The organism is Mesorhizobium sp. ANAO-SY3R2 (assembly GCF_042466635.1).
GTDB lineage: Bacteria > Pseudomonadota > Alphaproteobacteria > Rhizobiales > Rhizobiaceae > Aminobacter.
This window is the reverse complement of record NZ_CP159955.1, coordinates 1,061,318-1,084,162: the sequence shown is the minus strand read 5'-3', so window position 1 is coordinate 1,084,162 and position 22,845 is coordinate 1,061,318. Positions and strand designations below refer to the sequence as shown.

Annotated in this window: 9 protein-coding genes; 3 read left to right on the top strand and 6 right to left on the bottom strand. The window is 65.7% G+C overall.

Translation table 11 applies throughout. From position 1 onward, the window contains the following. Positions 1-67: 67 nt before the first annotated feature. Positions 68-844 (top strand): VOC family protein, encoded by a 777-nt coding sequence (locus tag ABSY17_RS09920; RefSeq protein ID WP_378949833.1) that lies wholly within the window; start codon positions 68-70, stop codon positions 842-844. Positions 845-1,951: 1,107 nt separating this feature from the next. Here the strand turns inward: ABSY17_RS09920 and ABSY17_RS09915 are convergent. The 6 genes from ABSY17_RS09915 to ABSY17_RS09890 form a co-directional block, all read right to left on the bottom strand. Next, on the bottom strand, positions 1,952-4,072 hold the full coding sequence (locus tag ABSY17_RS09915; protein WP_378949831.1) for a dipeptide ABC transporter ATP-binding protein: 2,121 nt from the start codon (positions 4,070-4,072) through the stop codon (positions 1,952-1,954). A 226-nt stretch (positions 4,073-4,298) separates the two neighbouring features. Continuing rightward, complete coding sequence (locus tag ABSY17_RS09910) at positions 4,299-5,456, bottom strand: ABC transporter permease (RefSeq protein WP_378949829.1); 1,158 nt, start codon at positions 5,454-5,456, stop codon at positions 4,299-4,301. Between the two features lie 10 nt (positions 5,457-5,466). After that, positions 5,467-6,501: an ABC transporter permease gene (locus ABSY17_RS09905; protein WP_378949828.1), complete on the bottom strand. Its 1,035-nt coding sequence runs from the start codon at positions 6,499-6,501 to the stop codon at positions 5,467-5,469. 95 nt (positions 6,502-6,596) lie between these two features. Then, entirely contained in the window at positions 6,597-8,249 is a 1,653-nt protein-coding gene (locus ABSY17_RS09900) for an ABC transporter substrate-binding protein (protein ID WP_378949826.1), read from the bottom strand. A gap of 361 nt (positions 8,250-8,610) precedes the next feature. Continuing rightward, the gene (locus ABSY17_RS09895; protein WP_378949825.1) at positions 8,611-12,780 is read right to left on the bottom strand and encodes a translocation/assembly module TamB domain-containing protein; all 4,170 of its coding nucleotides are present in this window, start codon (positions 12,778-12,780) and stop codon (positions 8,611-8,613) included. Positions 12,781-12,791: 11 nt separating this feature from the next. Then, complete coding sequence (locus ABSY17_RS09890; RefSeq protein WP_378949823.1) at positions 12,792-14,726, bottom strand: autotransporter assembly complex family protein; 1,935 nt, start codon at positions 14,724-14,726, stop codon at positions 12,792-12,794. A 410-nt stretch (positions 14,727-15,136) separates the two neighbouring features. Between ABSY17_RS09890 and ABSY17_RS09885 the strand changes: the two genes are divergently transcribed. Continuing rightward, complete coding sequence (locus ABSY17_RS09885) at positions 15,137-20,602, top strand: alpha-2-macroglobulin family protein (protein WP_378952560.1); 5,466 nt, start codon at positions 15,137-15,139, stop codon at positions 20,600-20,602. Positions 20,603-20,618: 16 nt separating this feature from the next. Next, positions 20,619-22,709 (top strand): penicillin-binding protein 1C, encoded by a 2,091-nt coding sequence (pbpC, locus tag ABSY17_RS09880; RefSeq protein ID WP_378949821.1) that lies wholly within the window; start codon positions 20,619-20,621, stop codon positions 22,707-22,709. The last annotated feature ends 136 nt before the right edge of the window (positions 22,710-22,845 follow it).

The window sequence follows — 22,845 nt, the reverse complement described above, 5'->3', positions numbered from 1 at the left end:
CGTCCGGGTCTCCGTCCTATGATGGTCCTGCCGCGCTAGGCCGGCAGGAAACGCAAGGGAGACAGACATGCCGAACACCCCGCAGTCCTTCTTCTGGTATGAGCTGATGACCACCGATCTCGACGCCGCCGAGGCCTTCTACACCGCCGTCGTGGGCTGGCGCGCCGAGCCCTTCGACAAGACGCCCGGCATGCCCAGATACGTCATCGTCAATGCAGGCAACCGCGGCGTCGGCGGCCTGATGAACCTCCCGGAGGAGGCCAGGAAGATGGGCATGCCGCCCGCCTGGATCGGCTACATCCACAGCAGGGACGTCGACGCCTCGGTGGCGTCGCTGACCAAGGCCGGCGGTATCGTTCACAGGGCGCCTGCCGACATCCCGAGCGTCGGGCGGTTTGCCGTCGTCGCCGATCCGCAGGGAGCGGTCTTCATGCTGCTGCAGCCTGATGGACCCGACCAGCCGGCGGTGCCGCTGGATACGCTTGGGCATGTCGGCTGGCACGAGCTCTATGCGACCGACTGGCAGAAGGCCCTCGACTTCTATTCCGGCCAGTTCGGCTGGGGCAAGGACGAGCAATTCGACATGGGGCAGATGGGCATCTACCAGCTGTTCAACGCCGGCGCAGGCATGATCGGGGGCATGATGAACAAGCCCGAGCAGATGCCGGCGCCGGCCTGGCAATTCTACTTCAACGTGGCTGCGATCGACGCCGCCGCCAAGCGCGTGACCGACCATGGCGGCAAGGTGCTGATGGGGCCGATGGAGGTGCCCGGCGGCCAGTGGATCGTGCAATGCGAGGACCCGCAGGGCGCCCATTTCGCCTTGCTGGCGCCGGTGCGGTAGGCGCGGCGGTGGTACGCCGCCTTCCGTGCAAGGGAGCCGTCCGCTGCGGCTGTCATCCCGGACGAGCGTAGCGAGACCCGGGACCCATTGACCGGCACGGCCGGGTTCTCGCTACGCACCGCCTACGCCAAGGCGAGCGCCCGGCCGCGCTCCATGATGATCCAGTCAATGGGTCCCGGATAACCTGCGCTTCGCTCCGGTTTCCGGGATGACGGCGCCTAGGTTTGCGCCAAGATTCTTCACTGCCACGCCCCGTTTCCGGTCTGGCTATTGTCAAAGAACTTGGGAAGCGGGGCGCGAGGCCGTGCCTTCCGATAGTATTCTTTGTGGCGCGACGTTCGCGCCCCGCCCGGTTGCTTGCCCCGCTCAATCGCCTCGGCATTTCCGCCGCCAGCCGCCGCAAGGCCCGGGCTTGGGGGGGGAAACACCCAGCAGGAGAACCGACCTCCCACCAGCCCGGCACCGGCGCTTCCCCCCGATGCCCGGTGCGCAGCCGGGGTCCCGTGGAAGATCGCCCGATCATGGTACGGGAGGTTTTCGGGGTGTGGAAAAACGAGGGCGTTTTTCCACGCGAATTGGTGACAGATGCTGACAGTTTCGGGATCTGGTTCTGGACCGCAGCGGCGGCTCGACGATCACGGCATGGATTCCCGACACTCTCCGCTCGTTTCACTCGCTCACGAGGTCGGGAATGACGGATTGCGAAGCGCGCCCCCGCCAATCTCATCCGATGGCAATTGGGCGGGGATAGCAGTTGAGGCAGCGAATCTGCTCATCTCTGCGATGACGATTGCCTCTGTGATGACGATTGCCTCTGCGATGGCGACTGTCTCTGCGATGGCGACTGTCTTTGGGACGGCGATTGCCTCTGCGATGGCGATTGGCGGGAGTATGGTCCCGGTTGGCGGGCGCGGCATAGGAACCTCGTCATTCCCGACCTCGTGAGCGAGTGAAACGAGCGGAGAGTGTCGGGAATCCATGCCGTGATGACGAAGCTCCGCAAGAGTGCAGAACGCGGGGAACGACACATCAGTCCCGGCGAACGGGATATGTGCACGCGGTCGTGCCCTGCAATATCCGCACGTCCGTGGAGAAATTCTCCCCGCCCTACTCCCCAGGCGCGATGTCGTGCGCGCCTGCGCCCTTGCCCAGACTGATGACCGGCTCCATGGCTTCGAATGTACTCGCCGGCAAATGGCACTTGATTTGGTGGCCGTCGCCCATGTCGCGCATCGGCGGCACCTGGGTTTCGCAGAGACTGTTCGGCACCTGGCTCTTGTAGGGGCAGCGGGTCTGGAACGGGCAGCCGGACGGCGGGTTCATCGCCGAGGGGATGTCGCCCTCGAGCACGACGTGCTTTTTCACCACCGACGTGTCGGCGATCGGGATCGCCGACAGAAGCGCCTCCGTATAGGGGTGGTAGGGCGGCGAGAATATCTGGTCGGTGGTGCCCTGCTCGACGATGTGCCCAAGATACATGACCACGACACGGTCGGCGATGTAACGCACCACCGAGAGGTCGTGACTGATGAACAGCATCGTCGTCTTCGACTTGCGCTGGATGTCCATCAGGAGCTCGGTGACCGCAGCCTGGACGGAGACGTCGAGCGCGGAGACCGGCTCGTCGGCGACCACGACGCGGGCATTGCCGGCAAAGGCGCGGGCGACGCCGATGCGCTGCTTCTGCCCGCCCGACAGCTGGCGCGGCATGCGCTCGGCGAAAGCGCGGGGCAGCTTGACGAGGTCGAGCAGTTCGAGCATCCGTTGCTTGCGCTCGGCGGCGTTGCGGCCGACCTTGAATTTTTCCAGCGTGCGGATGATCTGCGAGCCGACCGAATGGCTCGGATTCAGCGTGTCGAACGGGTTCTGGAACACCATCTGGATCGACGAGACGGTGTCAACGTCGCGATCCTCGATGCCGGTCGACTGGATCTCCCTGTCGGCGAGCAGCACCTTGCCGGAGCTTGCGGTCTCCAGCCCGAGCAGCACCTTGGCCAGCGTGGACTTGCCGCAGCCGCTTTCGCCGACGATGGCGACCGTCTCGGATTCGCGCGCCGTAAAGCTGATGGTCTCGTTGGCCTTGACCACCCTGCCCTCGCCGCCGAACACCTCGCCGCCGCCGACGCGGTAATACTTCCTGAGGTCGTCGATCTTGAGCACCGGGGCACCGGGCTCGACCGGGACGTGCTTGTTGCCCGCGCCGGGCGGCAAGGCCGCCCAGTCGATCTCGTTGAAGCGGACGCAGCGGCTGAAATGGCCGTCATGCCCGGCGACCGGGACCATCGGGATTTCACCGGCGTTGCAAAGGCCCTCGACGAAATGGTGGCAGCGCGGGCCGAAGTTGCAGCCCTTGGGGCGCTGGTGCGGCAAGGGGAACTGGCCGGGGATGGCGACCAGGGGCCGCGAATTCTTGTCGGCGCCGGGCAGCGGGATCGAACGGAACAGCCCTTGCGTATAGGGGTGGCGCATGCGGTCGAAGACGTCAGCGATCGAGCCGGTCTCGACCGCCTCGCCCGAATACATGACCGTGATGCGGTCGCAGGTCTCGAGGATGAGGCCGAGATTATGCGACACGAAGATCATCGAGGTGCCGAACTGCTTGCCAAGCCCCTTGACCAACTGCACGATGCCGGCCTCGACGGTGACGTCGAGCGCCGTCGTTGGCTCGTCGAGCAACAGCAGCGCGGGCTTCGACAAAAGCGCCATGGCAATGACGATGCGCTGCTGCTGCCCGCCCGAAAGCTGGTGCGGAAAGGACTTCATCATGCGCTCGGGGTCGGGCAGCTTGACGGCGCGGACCATGTCGAGCGCGCGCCTGTAGGCTTCGTCCTTCGACACCTTGTCGTGGATCATGGGCACTTCCATGAGCTGCCGCCCCACCTTCATGGCCGGATTGAGGCTCGCCATCGGCTCCTGGTAGATCATGGCGATCTTGTTGCCGCGGATGGCGCGCAATTCCTCCTCGGACATGTCGCCCATGTCCCGGCCCTGGAATTTTATCCTACCGCCGACGATCCTGCCGATATTGGAGAGGTCGCGCATGATACCGAGCGACACGGTCGACTTGCCGCAGCCGCTCTCGCCGACGATGCCCATCGCCTCGCCGGGCATGACGGTGCAGGAGAAATCCATCACCGCCGGGATCTCGCCGGCGCGGGTGAAGAAGGAGATGGAGAGGTTCTCGATCTCGAGGATGGGCTGGGTTGGATTGGCGACGACCTCGTTCATTGCGGTCTCCTTTCCAGGTAGCACTCTGTCCCACCCCCCTCTGTCCTGCCGGACATCTCCCCCTCAAGGGGGGAGATCAGCTGTCGCCACCGTCTTGGCAAACCGCCAACGCTGCAAAATGAAGGCGAGGCGTCGAAGCCGCCAATCTCCCCCCTTGAGGGGGAGATGTCCGGCAGGACAGAGGGGGGTGCGAAGGTGCGAATCCCGGCCAGCATCGTCTGTCCACTCAATCCTTCATCGATTGTTCGCGCAACGCATCGGCAAGCAGGTTGAGGCCGAGCACGAAGGACATCAGCGCGATCGTCGGCGGCAGCGCGGGGTGGATGAAAGAACGCAGGAGCCGGCTGGCGTCCTTGATCGCCGTGCCCCAGTCGGGGCTTTCGGGCGCCAGCCCGAGGCCGAAATAGCCGAGCGTGCCGAGCAGGATGGTAGTGTAGCCGATGCGCAGGCAGGCGTCGACGATGAGGGGCCCACGCGCATTGGGCAGGATTTCCCACAGCATGATATACCAGGGTGTTTCGCCGCGTGTCTGGGCGGCGGCGACATAGTCGCGCGTCTTGATGTCCATGGTGAGCCCGCGGACGATGCGAAATACGCCGGGGCTGGAGGCGAAGACGACGGCGACGAAGATGTTGAGCTGGTTAGGGTCGATCGAAATGATGCCGAGCGGGTCGGCGTTGAAGACGAGGCCGGCATAGACCCAGCCGCCGAAGACCAGCGTCAGGCCTAGCAGGAGATAGAGGCGCTCGGGCCGGGTCTTGAAGCGGCTGTAGAACAGCACCGAAAAGAAGATGATCGGAAACAGGAAGAACACCCCCGCCATGGCATAGGGGATCGGCGTGTCCATGATGCCGGGCGTGACCAGCAGGTAGAACAGCAGGATCACCGGGAAAGCCAGCACCAGGTTGGCGAGGAACGACAGGAGGGCGTCGATGCGCCCGCCATAGTAGCCGGCCGGCAGGCCGAGCGTGATGCCGACCATTAGGGCAAAGGCGGTTGCCGCGGGCGCGATGATCAGCACGATCTGGCTGCCGAAGACCATGCGCGAGAACACGTCGCGGGCGAGCTTGTCGCCGCCGAAGAGATAGACCTTGGCCGAAGCCGGCTCGATGGCGCCGGGCAGTGCGTCCTTCATGATCGGGATCTGGGCGAGCGGATCGAAGGGCGCGATGCGGGCGGCGAAGATGGCGGTGAACAGCCAGAACAAGCAGATGAAAACGCCTGCGATGCCAATGCCGGAATCGTAGAGCTGGCCGTAGAGGCCAAGGCGCTTGCGGAAGTTGAAGCTGGCGACAAGCACGATGGCGAGCGCGGCCCACACCGGCCAAAAGCGGGCGAGCACGCCGAGAACGATCTGGAAGGCGCCGATGTATTCGACCTGCATGGCGCGCTCCCTATTGAACCCTGATGCGTGGATTGAGGTAGGCGTAGCCGACATCTGATATCAGCTGGGTGATCAGCACGATGAACACCGAGACCAGCGAACAGCCGAGCAGAAGGTCGATGTCGTTGTTGCCGGCGGCCTCGACCAGCGTGTAACCGAACCCCTGGTAGCGGAACATGACCTCGACGATGACGACCCCGGTGAGCAGCCAGGGAAACTGCAGCATGATGACGGTAAACGGTGCGATCAGCGCGTTGCGCAGCGCGTGCTTGACGACGACGCCGGAGAAGCTCAGCCCCTTGAGCCGGGCGGTGCGGATATATTGCTGGGTCATCACCTCGACCATCGAGGCGCGCGTCATGCGGGCGATGTAGCCGATGCCGTAGATGGCAAGCGTCATCACCGGCAGGGTGAAGTTGTAGAAGGTGATGCCCTGGCTGGCCGAGGCCGCCGAACCGTTGAGCCAGCCGAGCCACGAGGCGAAGATGACGGTGAAGATGACGCCCGAGACATATTCGGGTGTGGCGGTGGTGGCGATCGAGGCGACCGACAGCGTCCGGTCGGTGCGCGAGCCCTCGCGCATGCCGGCGAGGATGCCGATGAGCAGCGCGATCGGCACCATCGTCGCCAGCACCCAGAACATCAGGATGCCGGTGGCGCCGAGTGCCGGGAACAGTTTTGTCGCGACCGGCGTCTTGAACTTGGTCGAGCAGCCGAAATCGCCTTGCAGAATGCCGGAATAGGTCGGCACGGCGGGCTCGTTGCAGAAGCGGAAACGCGGCACCGCCTGGCCGGTGGCCGGGTCGATATTGGGTTGCTTCTGGACGACGCCAAGCCATTGGCCGTAGCGGATGAAGAAGTTCTGCCGGTAGCCATTGCGCTGCAGCCAGCTTTCGAGCTGGTCGGCGGTGGTGCGCATCTCAGTCTGGCTGATCGCCAGCTTCTTGAGGTTGGGCTCGAGGTTGATGAGGAAAAACACCACGAGCGTCAAGCACAGCATGGTCAGTGCCATGGTGCCCAGCCGGCGCATTATGAAGGATAGCATTGTCGTCCCCTGCCTTGGCGGATTGGGGGGCCGTAGCGATCAACCCTTTTACGGAAGGAAGGAGGGGCGCGTCCCGCCCCTCCCCGGATTGCGGCTCACCCCTCCGCGAGCCAGACCTTGCCGTAGTCATGCTCGAAGGTCGGGTGCATGCCGTGGTTCTGCACCGCCGCCACCGAGTGATTGTAGAGCTTGCGCCAGAACGGCTGGATGATGATGCCGGACTCCTGCAGGGTCAGCTCGATGTCCTTCATCATCTCCTTGCGCTTTTCGGCGTCGGCGACGGCAAGCGCTGCGTTGAGCTTCTTGTCCCATTCCGGGTTGGACCAGGCGCTTTCGTTCCACGCCTCGCCGGTACGGTAGGCGAGCGCCAGGACCTGTACGCCGAGCGGGCGCATGTTCCAGTTGGTCATCGAGAACGGGTACTTGGTCCAGTCGTTCCAGAAGGTCGAGCCGGGCAGGACGGTACGCTTGACCTTGATGCCGGCCTCGCGCAGCTGGGCGGCGATGGCGTCGCCGGTATTCTTGTGCCAATCCTCGTCGACGGTGATCAGCTCGTGCTCGAAGTCGGCCTGGCCGGCCTCAGCCATCATTGCCTTGGCGGCAGCGATGTCGCGCGTCTGCTTAGGCAATTCGTAATATTCGGGGTGGATCGGCGCGACGTGGTGGTTTTCGGCGACCGCGCCGGCATTGCCGTAGCCGAGCTGCAGCACCACCGCATTGTCGACCGCCTTGTGCAGCGCCTGGCGCACCCTCTGATCCTCATAGGGCTTGTTGGCGACGTTGGTGCGGGCGACGATGGTGGCTGCGGTGACCACTTCCGACTTGTTGAGCCCAAGGCCGTCGAGGATCGCCACGTAATCGGCCGAGGTCTCGAAATTGGTGTGGACCTCGCCCGCCTCGAAGGCGCTGACCATGGCGGCCGGATCGGTGCCGTAGTCGATCAGCTCGACGCCATCGAGATAGACGTCACCGTTCCACCACTTGTTGTCCTCGCGGCGCTTGTAGACCACCTTCTGGCCGACGTCGTAGGAGACGAGCTCGAACGGACCGGTGCCGATCGGGCAGGATTTGAAGTCGCCACCCTTCTCGTCGAAGCTCCTGTGGACGACGAGGCCGGGATAGTCGCACAGGTTCGGGATGATCGAGATGTCGGACGAGGTCAGCTTGAGCTTGACCGTCATGTCGTCGACCTTCTCGACCGCGCCCTCGCGCAGCTTGCCGGTCTTCTCGTCAACCAGCGAGCCAAGGCGGCCAGGCATCGAGTTGCCTTCCGCACTCTTGTCGCCCCAGCGGTGGAAATTGAAGATGACGTCATCGGCGGTGAACGGATCGCCATTGCTCCAGGTCACGCCTGGGCGGACATGCAAGACGTATTCGGTGGCGTCGTCGTTCACTTCCCAGTTGGCGAGCAGGTAAGGCTCGAAGGTGTATTTGGCAGTGTATTTGACCAGCGGCTCGATCGCCTGGCGCTGGGCATTGGCGATCTCCGACCAGTCGGCCTTGCGCGGATCCTTGGGGTCCTTGATCCACTGCGCGACCTTGAGGATGCCGCCTTTCCTGGGTTCCTGCGCCTGCGCTTCCATGGGGACGGCGAGGCCAATCATGCCATAGGCCATCGCGGCAGTGGCGCCGAAGGTGGTCGCCATGGCGAGGAACTCGCGGCGATCCATCTTGCCGTTCACGACTGCCTGCGCCAGCTCGTGGATGTGGCCGGGCACAACATCAGAGTTACTCTTGTAGAATGTCATTTCCGTCTCCCATTTTTATTGGCCTTGTAACGATACAATTCCGCATCCTTATGCCGTTGTCAAAACGGTCGGATGTCGACGTTCCCGAGCCAAGTCTGCAATTTCTGGGAGGGGGGCAGTTCTGCTATTGCGACAATCGTGACGCAAAACTGCTAATGCTCGCCGGATTCGTGAGAATCTGCGACGCTGATTGACTTGGCCATGGGGTGGCATTGCGCGACAGGGCCACTGTCGCCGTAGTATGATGTCAGCAAAGTGCAGACAGGCAGGGACGCGTGGTACGCATCGCGGTAGAGCGCGACCTTCGGGTTGAAGAAACGCGCAGCTTCAGACCTTCAGGCGCACCCCAGTGGGGAGGCGCCTAATATTCCTTCTCGAAGAAGATGCCGCCCTTGGCCTCGCCCTGGTCGGTCGCCTGGCCCCTCAGCTTGACACCGCGGCCGACATTGAGGTCGATCGTGGCCTTGCCCGAACCGGGCTGGTCGCCCTTCTCGATGGTCAGATAGGTGTGGTCGTTGAGATGTTTGCCGACCGCGACCGACGTGCCGCCCTGCGCGTTGGTCCTGACGTCGAGGTCATCGACGCCAAGCGACGAGCGCAGGCTGGAGAGCAGCGAGGTCGTGCCGCCGATGCCGGCCATGGTAGCAGCAGCATCAGCAAGTTGAGCGATCTGCAGCGGCGACAGGTTTGACATCGAGCGGCCGAAAATGAGCCGCGCCAGCACCTCGTCCTCCGGCAGAGCCGGCACCGAAGAGAAGTTGAACTTGGGATTGTTGGCCTCGCCGGTGATGCCCACCGTGACCTTGGCATCGCCTGCCGTGGTCTCGGCGGCAAAATTGATCGTCGGCACCAGAGAGCCGAAGAAGCCGACCGTGCCCTTGGTGAAATTGAGCCTTTTTCCGAGCACCGAGAGCCGGCCGCGCCGAAGCGTGAACTCGCCGACCGCCTGAGGCTCGGCCGACGAACCGGTCAGCCGCAGCGTGCCGCCGAGTTCGGCGTCGAGGCCGCGCCCCTGGACGAAGATCTGGTTGGGGGCATTGACGGTGACGTCGAGCGTCAGCGCGCCGCTGCCGCCGCTCGCCTTCTCGGCGGGGCGCATGGCGTCCTGCTGCGCGATGACCGCCTTGGGCGCGTTCTTGTGCTTGACGTCCACCGCCGTCAGCCCGCCGGGGAACTTTTCCGGGATGTTGATGACCGTCCGCGCCAGATTGATAGTTCCCGACAAAACCGGCGCCGAGACCAGCGGCCCCTTGATGACGATGTTGCCGCCGAGATTGGCGGTGACAACGCGGCCATCGGTATAGCGGCCGTCTGTCAGCCGGATCGCGATATCGGCTGGGAAGCCCCTGGCCGCATCGATGCCGACCGTTCCGCTGGCCGACAGCGAACCGCCGGTCGAGATCTTGCCGGTGAGCCTGTTGATGCGGGCGACGCCCGAGGCGATGCCGACATCGAGATTGATGTCGTTGATGGCCAGGCCCATCTGCGCGGCGAGCAACCGCGCGCCGGACGAGCGCACGGTGCCGCCGATGACGGGTGCGCTGGCGGGCCCGCGCACCTGGATATTGACGTCGGCGGCGCCGGTGAGCTGCAGGCCCTGGGCGGCGAGCGTCCGCGTCAGGAAGGCAAAGGGGACAGGCCCCGTGAAATTAAGGTCGAGCGTGATCGGCGCGTTGGTGACGACGGTTCCGCCGCCGCGCAGCGCCAGCCCCGCGCGATCGGTGATGGTCGACTGGAAGGTCAGCCTGCCGCCCGAGAAGGTGCCGGTAGAGGCGATGTTCATCGCGCCGAAGCCGGCGCTCGTCGTCTGCGAAACCGCAGCACCGGTGACGTTGAGATCATAGGCAACGGTCGGGTTGGCGGCCGCACCGGTGACATTGACCGTGCCGGAGATCGTGCCCGCCGCGCCGAGGCCGGGCGAAAAAGCGTTGGCCAGCGATGCCGGCACATTCGCCAGCGTGGCGGAGAGGTTGAGCGTCGAACCGGCCGTGCCCGAAACGGTGGCGGTGCCGCCGCCGAGATTAAGCGTCAGCCGGTCGAGCGTCGTCGTGCCGCCCGATATCTGCACCGTGCTCGGACGCGCCAGCGCGGCGCGGATGCCGCGGAAGGTGCCCTCGCCCGAGGCAAGCTCGATGGTCGTATTGCCGCCTGCGATCTTCAGCCGTCCGGCCGCCTTGGCCGGAATGTCGGCAACGGTCGCGCCGCCGGAGAAGCCGGTCCACTCGCCGTCGCGCTTGAGGTCGACGTCGATGCCCTTGATGACGGTCTTGCCCGAGGTCAACGACTGGGCCCTGATCGTGCCGGAGATCGCCGGCGCCTTGAGGTAGTTGAGGATGTCGGCATTGACCGCAACCGCATTGGCCGAAATGTCGCCGCGCCTGAGCTTGGCCGTCGTTGCCTCGACCGTCAGCCTGGGGACATCGCCGCTGCGGGTGAAGTTGATCTTGCCGCGCACGTCGCCTTCAGCCGTCTCGAGCGCGAGGGCCGCGAGCGGGCCGATGTCGGGCAGGTTGAAAGTGATGGTGCCTTCGGGCACGAAATTGCTGTCGAGCACGAGGTCGCCCGAAAGCTTGTTCTGGCCGAGCGACAGCGACAGGCCCTTGACCTCGCGCGTGCCATCGGTGGTGCGCAGCACGGCGTTGCCCTCGAGCTTCTGCCCCGCGACATTGCCTGACAGCGCGACGTTTGCGGCGGGATTGGCCGGGTCGACGGTGCCGGAGGCGGTGAGGTTGGGCCCGGTGATCTCGCGCGACGCCGCCTCGATCCGGTCGCTGGTGACGGTGAGCTTGACCTCCGGCGCGGTGCGCGCGCCGCTCGCGGTCAGCGCGAAGTCGACAGCACCCTTGGCTTGCTTGGACAGCAGCGAGATGTCGGCGAAGGAGCCCTTGAGGTCGGCGTCGATCTCGCTGCCCTTCATGCGCGCGGTGCCCTCAGCCTTCAGCGCACCGGAGGTGAGTTCGATGGCGTTGGCAGCGATAGCGCCTTCGGCATCGCGGCTGGCGGTCGCCGAAAACTGCGTCCGCTCGGCAAGCGCTGTGCGGACCGGCGCCGGCAGCGCGCTCGAGAGCACGTCAGCCTTGAGGCCGAGTTCCACCGCGAGGTCGGTGAGGTTGACGCTGGCGTTCAGCTCGCCATTGAGCGCGTCGCTGCGGATCGCACCCTGATCAACGACGATCTCGTTCTTGCCAATCGAACCGGCCATGTCGACGGCCACGCGGCCGGCAACCAGCGGCGCAAGCGTGGCGACATCGGTCTTGAGCTCGCCGATGCCGAGATTGATGGCGACCGGGCCGGTGCGGGAAGCGATGTCGAAAGCGTCGGAATGCGCTGTCGCCTCGATGTCGCGCAGCTCGGTGTTGCCGGCAATGACCGAGACCAGCGAGGCGGCGAAATCGACTGCCGGTGCCTTGCCGTCGCCAAAGGCGCGCAAGGTCGCGCTGTCGACGGCAACCGTGACCGGCTGGGCATCGCTGCCCAGGCTGAGCACGATCGGGCCGGCATTGGCCATGACGTCGACGGACAGGTCGGCGGCACCTTGCGGGTTGAGCGAACCGGCGGCCGATGCGGTCAGCGCCTGGCTGGCAAGCGTGGCGCGCTCGATGTCGATGCCGCCTGACGTCGTGCGGGTGCCGGCGATGTCGAAGGTGGTGTTGCCGGCGAGCAGCGGCTTGAGCGCCGCAGGCAGGAAGCTTTCGAACACGCCATCGCCCTGGGCGGTGATGACATTGCCCTGGTCGGTGAGCCGGTGCGTGCCGGAAATGCGGGTGACGACGGTGCCGTCGACCGCGAAAGTGGCCTTGCCGCTCCAGTCGGCGGCAGGGCCCTCGCCCTTGACGACCAGTTCCACGGCGGGCTGGCCGGGCAGCTTGAGCATGTTGGCGATGATGCCGCCTGCCGGCTCGGCCGCGCGCAAGTTGAGCGTCAGGCGATTGTCGGCGGGTGCAAAGGCGATATCGGCATCGACCGAGCCCTGCTTGCCGTCGCTGCGCGAGACATGGAGCCTGGTCGTGATGGCAAGCGGCGAACCGCCAGCGCGCAGCATGCCGTTGGCAGACAGCTCGGCAATACCGGCACCTGCAAGCTCTTCGCCGAGCGCGATCTCGGGCAGGTCGATTTCCTCGATGTCGAGGGAGACCGGCAGCGAGATGCCGCCGCCGCTCGATTTGGCGCTCGACGCGCCGGCCCTGGGCAGACGGGCCAGTTCGATGCGATCGACGGCGACGCGCTCGGCGCGGAAGGTGGCGGAAAACAGCGCCAGCGGCGACCAGTCGACCGACACACCGCGCAAGGCGAGCCAGGCGCCCTGGCTGTCCTCGACCACGACGTTGTCGAGGGTCAGATTGCCGGTCCAGATGCCGTCGATGCCGGTCAGCCTGACCTTGCGGTCGTCGGTCGAGGCAACGCTGGAGATCAGGCCATCCAGGTTCTCACGGCCCTTGGCGGTGAGCGTGAACACGCCGACCGCGCCGACGACCAGGGCCAGCGCCACGAGCACTGCGAAGGACAGGATACGCAGGATTTTCTTGAGCATGGCCATCGTCGTCAGAATGCCTGGCCGATGCCGGCGTAGATGCCGTAGTGCGGATCGCCGGGGCGTCGATTGAGCGGCATCGCGACGTCAACGCGCAGCGGGCCGAAAGGCGTCAGATAGCGGACGCCGACGCCGGCGCCGACGCGCACGGTGCCGAAATCGGGGAATTGCTTGGTCGAGACCGTGCCGGCATCGACGAACGGCACGATGCCGATCTTCTCGTTGACGGCGTAGCGGATCTCCGCCGAGGCCTCGGCATAGGACAGACCGCCGATCGGCTTGCCGTCGATTTGCGGGCCGATGCCCTGGTAGGGATAGCCGCGCACCGAGCCGCCACCGCCCGCATAGAAGCGCCGGTCGGCCGGCACCTCCTCAAGGCTGGCGCCGAGAATCGAGCCGAGCGCGGCGCGGCCGGCGAGCACGATGCGGTTGTTGGCGCCGAGCCCGTAATAGGTTGCGCCCTCGCCCTTGAGCTTGACGAAGGCGTTGGAGTTGAGCGCGTCGTAGGTCGGCTCGACATAGGCGAGCGCGCGGAAGCCGCGCGTCGGGTTCAGCTTGTTGTCACGATTGTCGAATGCATATTGCAGCGGCACCGAGACCAGCAGGTAGTCCTGGCCTCTAGGGTTGAGCGCGTCCTCGATCTTGGAATAGTCGATGGAGAGCTCGGCCGAGACGCGTTGCTCCTTGGTCAGTTCATAGGACAGGCCGGCGCCGCCCTTGACCGAGAATATGTCGTAGGCGTCGGGATGGTCGAACGCCACCTTGGCATTGGCGAAGAACTTCGACGCGGGGCCGATGACGCCGGGCTTCTCGAACATGATGCCGGCATTATAGTTGAGCTTGCCGAGATTGGCAGTGTCGCTGATGCGGCCGATCGAACCGCTGATGCGCAGTTTTTCGGCGCGGCCGAACAGGTTGCGGTGGCCCCAATAGCCTTCAACGCCGGCGCCATCGATGCTCGAATAGGTCACGCCGCCGCCGAAATAGCGCATCTTGCGCTCGCTGACCTTGACGTCGATCGGGATCATGCCGGCGGCGTCGAGGGCTGCCGCCTCGCTGATCGCAACGCTGCTGAACACCTCGAGCGCCAGGAGCCGGGTGCGCGCGTCATCGATCTCCTTCGGCGAATATTGCCGGCCGGGTTCGAGGCCGGTCATGTAGACGGTGAAGTCGCGGTCGACCGCCTGGGTGCCTTCGACATTGGTGTCGCCGTAGCCGGCGATCGGGCCGGCGGCGACGTCAAGGGTGACATCGAGCGTGGTGGTGGCGTGGTCAGCGACGATGGTGCGGTTCGCGATGTGGGCTAGCGGCCTGCCCTCTTCCTTGAGCGCGCGTACGATGGCGGCCTCGGCCTTGAGGATGGCGTCGGAACTGGCGTCGCCGCCTGATATCAGGCCGAAATGAGCGCCCATGATCTTCGCCCCGTCGCTCTTGAGGGCGACGTCGCCGAGGGTGAATTTCGAGCCCGGCTCGATCGTCACCGTGACCGGGATAGGCTGCAGGCCGGTAAAGACCGCATCAGGCTGAAGATCGTCGAGCCGCTTGCCCGCGATGGCGATGTTGACGACACCGTCGTAGCGCGCCTTGGAAAAGAGTGCGGCGACCAGTCGCTCGCGATCGTTGCGCGCCTTGGCAAGCAGGCCGAGCGAGCCGGAGACGGGGCGCTTTTCTTCCGATTTCAGCAGGGAGGCCCGTTCGAGCGCCTTGCGCAGCTCGTCGTCGGCGCCGACGACGTCGAAAGTGACGCTGTAGCGTAGCGGATCGACGATGTCGGCATCCTCGTTGCTGGCCGAGCCCCACAGCCGGATGCCGAAGATCGAGAAGGCCGCGGCGGAACGCATTTCGGCGGCGAGCATGGCGGTCGACAAAAACGCTGCCATACCCGCGCGCAACAGCACGCGGGCGCTTGCAGGACCGACTTTTCCACGCATACGCCGCACAAACATTACGCCAAGCTAACCGCCAATCCTAAAATTGGAATGAAGTTTCCTGGTATTCGTAAAGCAGCTATAATTGAAATGTTAGAATTCATTGGTCCAATGGATGAGCGCCGCGTTAGGGATTCGGGTATGGTCATCGAGGCAACCCGCATGGCTGGGGGCAATACCATGCACAGCGTCCAAGACAAGCATTAAGGTTGCATTCAGGCGTACGGATTCTCGCATTGACTGTGCGGGACAGGGCCTGAACATGGCTACAGCGCCGCGCGTCCTTTGGGACGCGCAAAGGACGCTGTAGCACTTTGAATTGGTGCATGATCCTTCCCGAAAATCGATTCCGATTTTCGGGAAGGATCATGCACTGGCCGAAGCTGAACACGACTTGAACGGCGGCGACACAGGTGGAGAGACAGATGATGCGTGCGGTGCGCGGTTTTCCGGTAGTTGTTGTTCTGATTCTCGCCTGGACGGTCGCTGCGTTGGCAGCCGAGCCGCGCCGGGTGGTGACGAGCGAGAACGGCGACTATTTCGGCTTCGACCTGCGGTCGGAGCAGAATGTGACGCTCGACCAGTGCCAGACCACGTGCCTGGGCGATCAGGGCTGCCGCGCCTTCACCTACAACACCAAGGCGAAATGGTGCTTCCTCAAGTCCGACTTCGCCACGATGAAGCCCTTCGTCGGCGCGGTCGCCGGCAAGGTCGTCGCCGCCAGCGGTGATCCCGACATCGGCGCGCCGGGCGCGCTCGCCTACTTCCCGGCCGGAATGGTCGAAGAGGCCCGCCAGTACCGCACCGGCCTCACCAACGGCTCGGTGGCCGTAGGCGAGGAAGGCCTTGCCGCCCTGACCGATGCAGGCGAGACCGCCCTGCAGGGCAACGACGGCCGCACGGCGATGCAGAAATTCCGTTCGGCCGCAGCCATCCTGCCCGACGACGTCGCGATCTGGACCCGGCTTGCCCGCGCCGTTCTGGCGGTGGAGCCGGCCAATGGCGACGAAGGCGCCACCCTGCAGCGCGACGCCACCTCGACGGCCTACAATGCCTATCTGCTTTCGCGCACGGCCGCCAACCGGGCCGAAAGCCTGGCGCTGCTCGCCCGCGCGCTCGACCGCCGCGAAATGTTCCGCCCGGCGCTCCAGGCCTATGAGGCGAGCCTGACACTCGACAATTCGCCCGCCATCCGCGCCGAATATGAGGACCTCAAGGCGCGCAAGGGCTTTCGTATCGTCGAGCACACGATCGACGCCGACAACACCTCGCCGCGCGTCTGCGCCCAGTTCTCCGAAGCTTTGGTCAAGGCCGGCGTCGACTATGCCCCCTTCGTGACCGTCGACGGCGCCGCCCCCAGGGGCATCGAGGCCAAGGACCAGCAGATCTGCATCGAGGGACTGGAACACGGCAAGCACTACCGCGTCACCTTCCGCTCCGGCCTGCCGGCGGCAATCGGCGAGGTGCTGCAGGCCCCCGTCGTGCTCAGCGTCTATATCCAGGACCGGGCGCAGTCGGCCCGCTTCACCGGCGAGAGTTTCGTGCTGCCTTCGTCGGCGCGCCGCGGCATTCCCGTGGTGACCGTCAACATGGATGCGGCAGAGATGAAGCTCTACCGCATCGGCGACCGTTCGCTGGCGCAGCTTCTCTCCGGCTACCAGTTCCTGCGACAGCTCGACGGCTATGATCTCTCCAACATCTCCGACCAGATGGGCGAGCCGATCTGGCAAGGCCAGATGACCGTCGCCAACGAGCTCAACAAGGAAGTGACGACCTCCTTTCCGGTCGACACCGCGCTGCCCAACCGCAAGCCCGGCGTCTATGTGCTGACCGCGCAGCCGGTGAACGACAAGAGCGAGACCTGGAACTCGCGCGCCACGCAATGGTTCGTCGTGTCCGACATCGGGCTTTCGACCTATACCGGCCAGGATGGGCTCAACGTCTTTGCCCGCTCGCTGGGCTCGGCCAGGCCGCTCGCCGGCGTCGAGTTGACATTGCTTGCCCGCAACAACGAGATTCTGGGCACGGCGAAGGCCGACGCCGACGGCCGCGCCACCTTCAATCCGGGCCTTGCCCGTGGCGAGGGCGGCCAAGCGCCGGCGGTGCTGATGGCCCGGCAGGGCGATGCCGACTTCGTCTTCCTCGACATGACCCGCGCCGGCTTCGACCTGTCCGACCACGGTGTCACCGGCCGCGCCGCGCCTGGCGCGCTCGACGTCTATGCCTGGACCGAGCGGGGCATCTACCGCGTCGGCGAAACCGTGCATGCGGCGGCTCTGGCCCGCGACGATAGGGCACGAGCGGTGGACAGCCTGCCGCTAACCTTCATCTTTACCCGGCCCGACGGCGTCGAGGACCGGCGCATGGTGAGCCAGAGCGGCAAATCAGGCGGCCACACCGTCGACCTGCCGCTGTCCAGCTCCGCCATGCGCGGGACCTGGACCCTTGCGATCCACACCGACCCCAAGCAGCCGGCGGTTGCCAGCCAGATGTTCCTGGTCGAGGACTTCGTGCCGGACCGCATCGAGTTCACGCTGACCGCCGACGCCAAGGAAATGACCGTCGGCGAAACTGCCAACGCCACCGTCGACGGCCGCTTCCTCTATGGCGCGCCGGCCGCTGGCCTCGAACTCGAAGGCGAACTGACGCTTTCGACCAAGCGCGAATGGGACGCCTTCAAGGGCTATTATTTCGGCCTCGCCGACGAGCAAGAGGGCGAAGCGACGCGTATCCCGCTGAGCGACCTGCCGGTGGTGGGTGACGACGGCAAGGCGACCTTCCCGGTCAACGTCAACCAGCTGCCCTCGACGACGAGGCTGATCAATGCGGCGCTGACTGTGCGCATGCGCGAGAGCGGTGGCCGCGCGGTCGAGGAACGGCTCGACATCGGCATCCGCCCACAGGCCACCATGATCGGCATTCGTCCCGACTTCTCGGGCAACGAGGTACCGCAGGGCGGCACGGCCAAATTCGGCCTGATCGCCGCCCAGCCCGACGGCCGGCGCACAGCTCTTTCCGGCGCGCAGTGGTCGCTGGTCAAGGTCGAGCGGAACTATCAATGGTACCGCTCGGGCAACTACTGGAACTACGAGCCGGTGACCTTCACCAAGTCGGTGGCATCAGGCCAGGTCGACATATCGACCGATGGCAAAGCCACCGTGTCGCTTCCGGTCGACTGGGGCCGCTACAGGTTGGAAGTCGAGACCGCCGATCCCACGGGACCGGCGTCGAGCTACGAGTTCGACGCCGGCTGGTATGTCGCGGCGACCTCAACGGAAACGCCAGACGGCCTGGAAGTGGCGCTCGACAAAGAAAGCTACAAGGCAGGTGAGATAGCCAAGCTGCAGGTGTCGCCGCGCTTTGCCGGCGAACTGCTGGTCGCCATCGGCTCCGAGCGACTGCTCAAGACCATCACCGCCAGCATCCCGGCTGAAGGTGGCACCGTCGACATTCCCGTCGGCGACGACTGGGGTGCGGGCGCCTATGTAACCGCAACTCTCTACCGGCCCGGCGATGCGCAGGAATCGCGGATGCCGGCGCGCGCCATCGGCCTGAAATGGCTTTCGGTCGACCCGGCGGAGAAGAAGCTGAACGTCGCGCTGGCGCTTCCCGAGAAGACCGTACCGCGCAAGGCGCTGTCGATCCCGGTTTCAGTCACCGGCGCCAAGGAAGGCGACAAGGCCTATGTGACCGTTGCCGCCGTCGACGTCGGCATTCTCAACCTCACCAGCTACAAGGCCCCGGATCCGGAAAACTGGTACTTCGGCCAGCGCATGATGGGGCTCGAACTGCGCGACCTCTACGGTCGGCTGATCGACGGCTCGCTGGGAGCCATGGGCAAGCTGCGCACCGGCGGCGACGGCGCGGCCATGACCTCGCAGGGCAGCCCACCCAAGGAAAAGCTGGTCGCCTTCTTCTCCGGCATCGTCGAGCTCGATGCCGATGGCAGGACGACGGTCGAATTCGACATTCCGCAGTTCAACGGCACGGTGCGGGTGATGAGCGTGGCCTGGACCAAGGACGCAGTTGGCCATGCCAGCGGCGACGTGATCGTGCGCGATCCGATCGTGCTGACCGCCGGCCTGCCGCGCTTCATGGCGCCAGGCGACTTCGCGCAGATGACGCTCGACATCGCCAACACGGATGCACCATCAGGCGACTACAAGCTGTCGATCGACACGACGGGCGACCTTTCGACAGGCAACGCCGCCCTGCCCGAAAAGGTGACACTGGAGCCGGGCAAGCGGCAGACGATCTCGATCCCGCTGATGCCGCTGACGGCGGGAACCGCTGGACTGACGGTCCGGCTCGCCAATGCCGATGGGCTCACCGTCGAACAGGAGCTTTCCTTCCCCGTGCGGCCCGGCCAGTTGCCGGTGACCACGCGCATGGTGGTGGACCTCGCGCCCAACGCATCGCTGCGCATCGACAGGGAATTGCTGGCCGCCAGTCTGCTCGACGACGCCCATGTCAGCATCGGCGTGTCGCAATCCTCGGCCTTCGACGTGCCGTCGATCCTGATGACGCTCGACCGCTACCCTTATGGCTGCGCCGAGCAGACCACCAGCCGGGCCCTGCCGCTGCTCTATGTCAGCGAGCTCAGCGCTGAGGCCGGCATGGCCGACGATCCGGCCCTGCGCGAGCGCATCCAGGGCGCGATCTGGCGCGTGCTCAACTACCAGTCCTCGTCGGGCAGCTTCGGCCTATGGTCGCCCGGCTCGGGCGACCTCTGGCTCGACGCCTATGTCTCGGATTTCCTGACCAGGGCGCGTGAAAAGGGCTTCGAGGTGCCACAGCAGGCGATGATGCAGGCGCTGAACAATTTGCAGAACGCCATCGGCTACGACGTCGATGTCGAGGACCGGGGCTCGGAGATCGCCTATGCGCTCTACGTGCTGGCGCGCAACAAGAAGGCCTCGGTCGGCGACTTGCGCTACTTCGCCGACACCAAGATCGAGGCTTTCAAGAGCCCGATGGCGGTGGCGCAGCTTGGTGCGAGCCTGGCGCTCTACGGCGATGGCCAGCGCTCGGGCCAGGCCTTCGATACTGCCCTGCAGCTCGCCAGGGCAACGCCCGAACACAACTGGTACCGGTCGGACTACGGCTCGCGCCTGCGCGACGGGGCGGCGATGCTGGCGCTGGCGGCCGAGAGCAAGCCCGTGCCCTCAGTGGTGCCGGCGCTGGTCAAGATGGTGGCGGACGACCGGGCCGCGGCCAGGTGGACCAGCACGCAGGACGACGCCTGGATGCTGCTGGCCGCACGGGCACTGAAAGCCGGCAACGACGCCATTGCGCTCGACGTCAATGGCGCCGCCCACAATGGGGCCTACTCCGAGCGGATCGACGGCGCCGACCTGCTCATCAACCCGGTGACCATCGCCAACCGGAGCAAGGATCCACTGCAAGCGGTGGTGACGACGGTCGCAGCCCCTGTCCAGCCGCTGCCCGCCGGCGGCGACGGGTTCGAGATCAGCCGCGCCTACTACCGGCTCGACGGCAGCGAAGCCAATGTCACCGAGGTGAAGCAGAACGAGCGCTTCGTAGTCGTGCTCAAAGTCAAGGAACTCAACGACTGGCCGGCGCGGGTCATCGTCGCCGACATGCTGCCGGCCGGTTTCGAGATCGACAATCCGGGGCTGGTGTCCAGCGCCGAGCTGTCCAACTTCTCCTGGCTGGCGCAGACGGAGGCCGCGCATCTCGAATTCCGCGACGACCGTTTCGTCGCCGCCATGGACCGCGGCGGCGGCTCGGGCCAGGAGTTCACGCTGGCCTATGTCGTGCGCGCGGTCACGCCTGGCGTCTACGCGCACCCGGCGGCGAATGTGGAGGACATGTACCGGCCGCAATATCAGGCGCGGACGGCAACCGGCATGATGGAGGTGAAGGCGGAGTGATCCGCCTTCGGATGCCATGACACGGTTACGGCGCATCGCCATTGTCGGGACCGCGGGTGCGGCGCTGGCCGCCCTCGCCGTCGTCGGTCTGCTTGCGCTCGACCGCGCCTATCCGCCGCCGTTGCCCGAGAAGATGATCGTTTCCGCCGAGGTGGTGGACCGCGACGGGCAACTTCTGCGCGCCTATGCGACGGCGTCAGGGCACTGGCGCCTCGCCGTCCAGCTCGACCAGGTCGATCCGCAGTTGCTAAAAATGCTGGTCGCCTATGAGGACAAGCGTTTCTGGGAGCATGAGGGCGTAGACCTGCTGGCGCTCGGCCGCGCCGCCTGGCAGTTCGCCGCAAACGGCCGCATCGTCTCCGGCGGCTCGACGCTGTCGATGCAGCTGGCGCGGCTGATCGAGCCGCGCGAGGAACGCAGCATTGGCTCCAAGCTCAAGCAACTCGCCAGGGCGCTGCAGATCGAGCAGCGGCTGTCGAAGCGCGAGATCCTCGAGCGCTATATGACGCTGGCGCCCTACGGCGGCAATCTGGAGGGTGTGCGCGCGGCATCGCTCGCCTATTTCGGCAAGGAGCCGAAGCGGCTGACTGTTTCGGAGGCAGCATTGCTGGTGGCGCTACCACAATTGCCCGAAAGGCGACGGCCGGATCGCAACGCGAAGGTCGCCCAGGCCGCGCGCGACCGCGTGCTAGCCCGCATGGTCAGCGCCGGCCTGCTCGGCGAAAGCGAAGCGGCGCGGGCCGCACTCGACGACGTGGACGCGATGCGGCTTGCCCTGCCCGCTCTGGCGCCACATGCCTCGGATGCGGCACTGCGCAATGCGCCGGGCGCCGACCGGCATCAACTGACGTTGCGCAAGAGCGTCCAGGCCGGGCTCGAGGCGGTGGCGCGCGAGGCGGCCACCCGGCTTGGCCCGAAAATCTCGGTCGGCATGGTGCTGGCCGACGCGATGACGGGCGAAATCCTCGGCGAGGTCGGCTCGGCCAATTATTTCGACGCCTCGCGCTCGGGTTGGATCGACATGACCAGGACCGTGCGCTCGCCCGGCTCGACGCTGAAGCCATTCATCTACGGGCTTGCCTTCGAGCAGGGGCTGGTGGCCCAGGAGACGCTGATCGAGGACCGGCCGGCCGATTTCGCCGGCTACCGGCCCAAGAATTTCGACATGAGCTACCAGGGCGACGTGTCGGTGCGTCAGGCGCTGCAGCTGTCGCTGAACGTGCCGGCGATCCGCCTGCTCGACGCGGTCGGGCCGCAGCGGCTGACCGCACGCTTCCGCCAGGCCGGTGTGACCCCTTCCCTGCCAGCGGGCGAAAAACCCGGCCTTGCCATCGGCCTGGGCGGCGTCGGCGTTTCGCTGCGCGACCTCGTCCAGCTCTACACCGGACTTGCCAATGGCGGCCGCGCCAAGATTCTCCGCGACGGGTCGGAGGCAAGTACGCCGTCCCCGCTCGCTAACGGCGCCATATTGGAAGAACAGGCCGCTTGGCAGATCAGCGACATCCTATCCGGCGTGAAGGCGCCCGAAGGGGCGGCAAAGCGTACCATCGCCTACAAGACCGGCACCTCCTACGGCTATCGCGACGCCTGGTCGATCGGCTATGACGGCCGCTATGTGCTGGGCGTCTGGGCCGGGCGACCCGACGCCGGGGCCGTGCCCGGGCTGTCCGGCTATGTCTCGGCAGCGCCCATCCTGTTCGAGGCCTTTTCGCGCTCCGGCCTGCCCGCCATGCCCCTGCCGCGGCCGCCGGCGGGCACGCTCCGCACGGTGCGCGCGGACCTGCCGGTGACGCTCGAGCGGTTTTCTCCGGCAGGCCAGTTGCCGACCGTTGCGTCGACTGCCGTCACTGAACCCGCGCCGCAGATCGTCTTCCCGCCCGATGGCGCCCGTGTCGAGCTCGGCGCCGCCTCCGAAGGTGCAGCACCCCTGGTGCTCAAGCTACAGGGTGGACGCGCGCCGTTTCGCTGGCTCGCCAACGGCAAGCCGCTCTCCACGCTAGAGCGCCGCCGCGAGGCCACCTGGCAACCCGACGGCGCTGGCTATTCGACACTGACCGTGATCGACGCGGCGGGACGGGCGGCAAGCGTGAAGATCTTCGTTGAGTGAGCGTCGGCGCAGCAGCATCGGGCTGCGGCGCGTCGCCAGTGCATGACCCCGAAAGGCAAAATCGATTTTCGGAAAGGATCATGCACATATTCAAAGTGCTACAGCGTCCGCTGCGCGTCCAAACGGACGCGCAGCG

Excerpts from the sequence above, each read along its gene's own strand:
- ABSY17_RS09895 (WP_378949825.1), bottom strand. The coding sequence starts at position 12,780 with ATGCTCAAGAAAATCCTGCGTATCCTGTCCTTCGCAGTGCTCGTGGCG.
- ABSY17_RS09915 (WP_378949831.1), bottom strand. The coding sequence starts at position 4,072 with ATGAACGAGGTCGTCGCCAATCCAACCCAGCCCATCCTCGAGATCGAG.
- pbpC (WP_378949821.1), top strand. The coding sequence starts at position 20,619 with ATGACACGGTTACGGCGCATCGCCATTGTCGGGACCGCGGGTGCGGCG.
- ABSY17_RS09885 (WP_378952560.1), top strand. The coding sequence starts at position 15,137 with ATGCGTGCGGTGCGCGGTTTTCCGGTAGTTGTTGTTCTGATTCTCGCC.
- ABSY17_RS09920 (WP_378949833.1), top strand. The coding sequence starts at position 68 with ATGCCGAACACCCCGCAGTCCTTCTTCTGGTATGAGCTGATGACCACC.
- ABSY17_RS09905 (WP_378949828.1), bottom strand. The coding sequence starts at position 6,501 with ATGCTATCCTTCATAATGCGCCGGCTGGGCACCATGGCACTGACCATG.
- ABSY17_RS09910 (WP_378949829.1), bottom strand. The coding sequence starts at position 5,456 with ATGCAGGTCGAATACATCGGCGCCTTCCAGATCGTTCTCGGCGTGCTC.
- ABSY17_RS09890 (WP_378949823.1), bottom strand. The coding sequence starts at position 14,726 with ATGTTTGTGCGGCGTATGCGTGGAAAAGTCGGTCCTGCAAGCGCCCGC.
- ABSY17_RS09900 (WP_378949826.1), bottom strand. The coding sequence starts at position 8,249 with ATGACATTCTACAAGAGTAACTCTGATGTTGTGCCCGGCCACATCCAC.